This window comes from Oceanicella sp. (assembly GCF_056449545.1).
Genome location: NZ_JBWOMN010000127.1, coordinates 1 through 5,584, shown reverse-complemented (window position 1 = coordinate 5,584; position 5,584 = coordinate 1). Strand labels below are relative to the sequence as shown.

The window sequence follows — 5,584 nt, the reverse complement described above, 5'->3', positions numbered from 1 at the left end:
CAATGACCGCTTCCTCAATCTGGGGCTGGATCCGACCACGCTGGACGAGGGCCTGCTGGCCGAGGTGCGCGAGATCGCGGCCCGCTACAAGGACCGCGCCGATCTCGGCAAGATCCCCTGCGTCAGCCAGTGGTGAGCCCGCGGAGCCGCCGGCGGTGACCGCGCCCGCGCAAACGCCGGTCGCGGCCCCCGGGGGCGGGGGCGAGACCGGGGTCGGGGGGGCGCCGCTGGCCGAGGACGCGCCGTCGCGCGTCGCGCGGCCGCTGCGCGCCCTGCTCAATCTGGGCGCCCGGCGCGCCGGGGTGGCCCCGGTGATCGCCAGTTCCGGGCGCGCCGGGTCGACCATGCTCAACGACGCGGCGGCGGCGGCGGCGCTGCGCGCGGGCTGGGGGCCAATCGGCGGGCTGCTGGCCGGATCGCGTCGGGCGCGGATCTGGGCCATGGGCTCGGCCTGGGACATGGCCCGCGCGCCCTACCGTCCGGGGATCGTCTACAAGACCCACGACTACCCGCCCGCGACCCCGCTGCCCGCGCGCGCGCGGGTGATCTACGTGTTCGCCGACCCGGTGGACGTGGCCCTGTCGGTGCTGGCCCAGGACCGGCGCATGGGGCGGGTCTGGGTCGAACGCCATTTCGCCCATCTGCGCGCGCCGAGCGGCGAAAACGCCGTCGAGCGCCTGGAGACCGAGGACAGCCTGCGCCTCGGCGATCATTTCGACGCCTGGATGCGCCCGCAGGCGTTTCCGGTTCTGCTGGTGAAATACCGGGCGCTCTGGGATCATGCGGACGAAATCGGGGATTTCCTCGGCCTGAAGCTGCGCCTGCCGCCCTACCGGGCGCGCGCGGCGCAGGGCGCGGAGGCCCCGCCCGCGCAGCTGGAGCGGCTGGCCCGGACCTATGGCGCGCTGCGCGCGCGCATGGCGGCGGCGCCGGATTTCCAGCGGCTCGACGCCGCCTCGGCGCCAGACTGAAAAGGGACGCGCGCGCCGTGGACAGGATCACGCATTGGCTCTATCTGGCGTTTCTGGCGTCGCTCAGCCTGCGCAGCGTCGAACTGGGGGCCGGGTTCGGCCCGCTGGGCAGCGTCTCGCCCACGCAGTTGCTGGGCCTGGCGACCTTCGGGGCGCTGCTGGGCAAGGCGCTGCTGGGGCGGCGGCGGCTCGATCCGGCGCATCTGCGCCAGACGGCGCTCTGGGTCGGGCTGCTGACCGCCTATGTGCTGAGCGACAGCCTGGCGGCGGTGATCAACGATTCCGCCGGGGTGATGGCCCACACCCTGCGCGCCCGGGTGGCGACGCTGATCACCTTCATGCTGGGGTTTTCGGCGATCCGCTCGGACGCCGACGAACGGCGCGCCTTGCTGGCGCTGCTGTTCAGCGCCTCGGTGCTGGCGGTGACCATCCTGACCACCGCGTTCGGCATCTATGACTTCACCGAATACGGCGGGCGCATCTCGCGCTACGAAAGCGGCAACATCCTGGGCACGGCGCTGCCGCGCACCTCGGGCGTGCTGCAGGATTTCGGCGACATCGCGCTGTTGTTCGCCGCCGCCGGGGCGATCCTGACGGCGGCGCTGATGCGCGACATGCGCTTCAAGCTGCTCAACCCGCTGTTCCTGGCGACGCTGGCGCTGGCGGCGCTGATCGCCGCCGCGGCGATGGTGCCGCTGTCGCGCAATGTCTGGGCCTCCTGCCTGACGGCGATCGCGGTGACGGCGCTGCTCTATGCGATGGTGTTTCACAAGCGGCAGGTGGTGCTGACCTTCTTCGTGATCTTCGGCGCGTCGATCGCGCTCAGCGTGCTGGCGCTGTGGTCCAACACGCTGATCTCGATGATGCTGGAGATGCGCCAGCATTCCACCAATGTGCGCAGCTTCCAGTACCGCATGGCCTTCGAGAGCATCTCCGAACACCCGCTGCTGGGCGCGGGGGCGGCGAAATGCGTGTTCGGCGGCTTCGCCGTGCACAACATGCCGCTGCTGGCGGTCTGCCGCAGCGGGCTGGGGGCGCTGCCGCTGCTGGCCTTCTACCTGCTGCTGCCGCTGGCCTTCGCGCGCGACCTGCTGCGCCGCCCCCCCCGGGAGGCGCGCGGCGCCGCCGCGTCCGGGGCGCCCGGGACGTCCGAGGCGCGAAAGTTCAACACCGTGATCGGATCTGGAAGCTTCGCCGGCTTCGCCGCCGCGACCATGCTGTTTCCCAGCGGCGCCTCCAACAGTTCGGAGATCAGCTGGGGGCTGCTGGGACTGTTCGCCGCCATGGCCGCCCGGCGCCATGGCGGCGCGATCCTGCGCAAGCGCAGGGCGCCGCCGCTTCCGGCCGGCTTCGCGCCCCCCGCGCGGCGCCTGCCGGAACGCGGACGATGAGCGCGCCCGCCCCGGCGGGGGGCTCGGCGGGGGTCTCGGCCATGGCCACCCTGCGCTACCGGCTGCGCATGCATCTGGGGGCGCGGGCCGCGACGCTGCCGCTGTTTCCGCTGCTGAGCTCCGAGGCCCGCGCCAAGCGCCTGGCGGTCGCCCCGGACACCGAGGTCTGCGTCGAGGGCTACCCCCGCAGCGCCAATTCCTATTTCACCTGGTGCCTGCGCGACGCCAATCCGGGGCTGCGCGTCGCCCATCACCTGCATGTGCCGGGCAATGTGCTGGCGGCGCTGGACCGGGGCCTGCCGGCGGCGCTGCTGATCCGCCCGCCCGAGGACGCGGCGCTGTCGCTGATGGTCGGGCTGCGCGGCGCGGTGGATTGCGGGGCTCTGCTGGCGGGCTACGCGGATTTCCACCGTCGCCTGCTGCCGGTGATGGGGCGCTGCGTGGTGTCCGATTTCCCCACCTCCACCCAGGCGCCCGAAACCGTGATCGCGGCGATCAACGCCCGCTTCGGGCGCGATTACGCGCTGCGCGGACCGGGGGAGAACGCGCTGACGGCCTTCTCGCTCCATGCCGCCGAACACGCCCGCCGGCGGCGCAATGACGACATGGCGCTGGTCACCGCGCCGGACCCGCGCAAGGAACAGGCCAAGACCCGCTATCGCGCCGCGCTGCTGGCCCATCCCCGGCTGCCCGAGGCGCGGGCGCTGTACCGGGCGGCGCGCGATTTCGCCATCGCGCCGCCCGCCGCCGCGGCGCGCTCATGATCCGGGCCGCATCGGGCGCCATGGGCGTCAACCTTGCCGGGGCGGGGCTGAGCTTCGCCTCCGCCGCCTTGCTGAGCCGCGCCTTGGGACCCGAGAATTTCGGCGTGTATTCGGTGTTTTACGGGGTTTCTCTGGTGTTGCTGACGGTGATCGGCTGCGGCATGCAGGGCATGGTGATCCGCGAGGTGGCGGTGGCGCTGGCCAAGGGCGAGCACCGCCTGATCCGGGGCCTGCGCCTGCGCAGCCGCCAGGCGCTGCTGGCCATGGGGGCGCTGGCCGGGACGGTCATGTGGCTGCTCTCGGGGCTGCTGTTCCCGGGGCTCGGGGATACGGTGCGGGGGCTGGCGGCGCTGGCGGCGCTGCTGGCGTTGCTGAGCGCGGCGGGAGAATTGCAGTCGGCCTTCCTGCAGGGCGCCGGGCGGGTGGTCGAGGGGCGGCTGGTGGCGGTGCTGCGCCCGGGGTTTCTGTGCCTGGGTCTCGGGGCGGCGCTGCTTGGCGCGAACGCCGCGGGCTGGCGGCTCGACCCGGCGGGGGCGCTGGCGCTGCATGGCGGCGCGGCGCTGCTGGCGCTGCTGGCCTTGGGCGCCATGGCGCGCCGGGCGCTGCGGCGCATCGACGACGGCGCGACCGGCGACATCCATGACAGGCCCCGGGACTGGGCCAGAAGCGCCTTTCCCATGCTGTTCGCCCGGCTTGCGCAGATGCTCAATCAGGAAATGCCGATCCTGGTGCTCGGCGCCTTCGCCGCCGCCGAGCAGGCCGGGCTCTACCGGGTGGCCGAACGCACGGCGTTCTTCCTCGGCTTCGGCATGATGGCGGCGGCCATGGTCGCCCGCCCGGCGCTGGCGCGGCACTGGCATGACGGCGATCTGGCGGCGCTGCAGGCGCGGCTGCGCATGGCGGCGAAGCTGGTGCTGGCCTTCACCCTGCCGGCGCTGGTCGGGCTGGCGCTGCTCGGGCCCTGGCTGATCGGCGCGGCGTTCGGCGCCGCCTACGATCCCGCGACCGTGCGCCCGGTGCTCTACGTGCTGCTGGCCGGGCAGGCGGTCAACGCGCTGTCGGGGATCACCGGGGCGCTGATGAACATGACCCGGCGCGAATGGGTCGGCGCCGCGGCGCAGGCCGGCGCGGCGGCGGTTAATCTGGCGCTGTGCCTGGCGCTGGTCGCGGATCGCGGCGCGCTTGGCGGCGCGCTGGCCTCGGCGGCGGCGCTGGCGGCGTTCAATCTGGCGCTGGTGATCTACGCGGTGCGGGCGCTGAACGTGTCGCCGACGCTGTTCTGGCCGGCCCCGCGCCGGCCCCGCGCCAAACCTCTCAGAAAGGCGCCCTGGCGATGACCCGACACTCCGATTCCGCATTGATCGAAGCCCTGCGCGCCCCGCCCCCGGGGCTGGCGGACACCGCCCGCGCATTGCGCGAAACCCCCGATCCGGGGCGGATCAGCGGCCCGGACCGGCGCGGGGACTGGCGCGCGGCGGGCGCCGCGCCGCCGCGCATCGCCGTCGCCACCATCGCCTTCAACGCCGCGGACACCCTGGGGCGCACCTTCGACAGCATCCGCGCCCAGACCCTGCGCCAGGCCGCCCCCGGCGCGGTGGAATACGTGGTGGTGGACGGCGGGTCCGACGACGGAACCCTGGACCTGCTGCGCGCCAACGAGGATCTGCTGAGCCTCTGGATCAGCGAAAAGGATCGCGGCATCGCCGATGCGTTTTCAAAGGCGGTGGCGCTGAGCACGGCGCCGCTGACGATCCTGGTCAACGCCGATGACTGGCTCGAACCCGATTGGCTGGAAACCGCCGTCGCCCTGATGGCCGCCCGCCCCGAGGCCGGGTTCTGCCATGGCGACATGGTGCTGCGCGACGCGCGGGGCGCGGCCAAGTGCCGGATCGCCGGGCCCGGGGATTACGCCGCCCGGATCTGGCGCAAGATGCCGGTGAACCACCCGAGCACGGTGGTGCGCCGCGACTTGTACGCCCGCTACGGCCTGTTCCGCCCGCAACTGCGCTTCTGCATGGATTACGACTTGATCTGGCGCTTCGCCGAGGCCGGAGAGATCGGCGTCTACGCGCCGCAGGTGGCCACCAACATGGGTGACGCGGGCGTGTCCAACACCGGCTGGAAGGCGCTGATGGGCGAGGCCTACGCCCTGCGCCGCAGCCACGGGGTCTCGCCCTGGCAAGCCGGGCGGCTGCGCGCGGCGAGCACGCTGCGCGTGGGGCTGCGCATGGAACTGGAACGCCTGGGGCTGGGCGGGCTGGCGGGCGCGCTGCGCCGCCGGATCAACAGCGACGTGCAAAGCGTCTGACCCGCGGGCAGGGGGTCCGGGGCTTCAGTCGGTGTAGTATTTGCGCGCCGCGTTGGTGCCGTAGCCGTAGCCGTAGCCGGTGTAGCCGTAGCGCGAGATGCGGCGCGGGTTGGCCTGGGTCAGCACCAGCCCGGTGACCCGCACGTTGAC

5 protein-coding genes are annotated in these 5,584 nt (G+C 73.2%); all 5 read left to right on the top strand.

Annotated elements, in window-relative coordinates; genetic code table 11:
• Positions 1 to 155 precede the first annotated feature (155 nt).
• Genes AC1HC7_RS16500 through AC1HC7_RS16480 form a run of 5 tightly spaced genes read left to right on the top strand, consistent with a single transcriptional unit; the run spans position 156 to position 5,434 of the window.
• Positions 156 to 971, top strand: a complete 816-nt coding sequence (locus tag AC1HC7_RS16500; RefSeq protein WP_479497456.1) for a hypothetical protein — start codon at positions 156 to 158, stop codon at positions 969 to 971.
• 17 nt (positions 972 to 988) lie between these two features.
• Positions 989 to 2,362: an O-antigen ligase family protein gene (locus AC1HC7_RS16495; protein ID WP_479499230.1), complete on the top strand. Its 1,374-nt coding sequence runs from the start codon at positions 989 to 991 to the stop codon at positions 2,360 to 2,362.
• Complete coding sequence (locus AC1HC7_RS16490) at positions 2,359 to 3,126, top strand: hypothetical protein (protein WP_479497454.1); 768 nt, start codon at positions 2,359 to 2,361, stop codon at positions 3,124 to 3,126. The genes AC1HC7_RS16495 and AC1HC7_RS16490 overlap by 4 nt, the downstream gene beginning before the upstream one ends.
• A complete protein-coding gene (locus tag AC1HC7_RS16485) occupies positions 3,123 to 4,463 on the top strand; it encodes a lipopolysaccharide biosynthesis protein (protein WP_479497453.1) in 1,341 nt (446 codons plus the stop codon). The genes AC1HC7_RS16490 and AC1HC7_RS16485 overlap by 4 nt, the downstream gene beginning before the upstream one ends.
• Complete coding sequence (locus tag AC1HC7_RS16480) at positions 4,460 to 5,434, top strand: glycosyltransferase family 2 protein (protein ID WP_479497452.1); 975 nt, start codon at positions 4,460 to 4,462, stop codon at positions 5,432 to 5,434. The genes AC1HC7_RS16485 and AC1HC7_RS16480 overlap by 4 nt, the downstream gene beginning before the upstream one ends.
• The last annotated feature ends 150 nt before the right edge of the window (positions 5,435 to 5,584 follow it).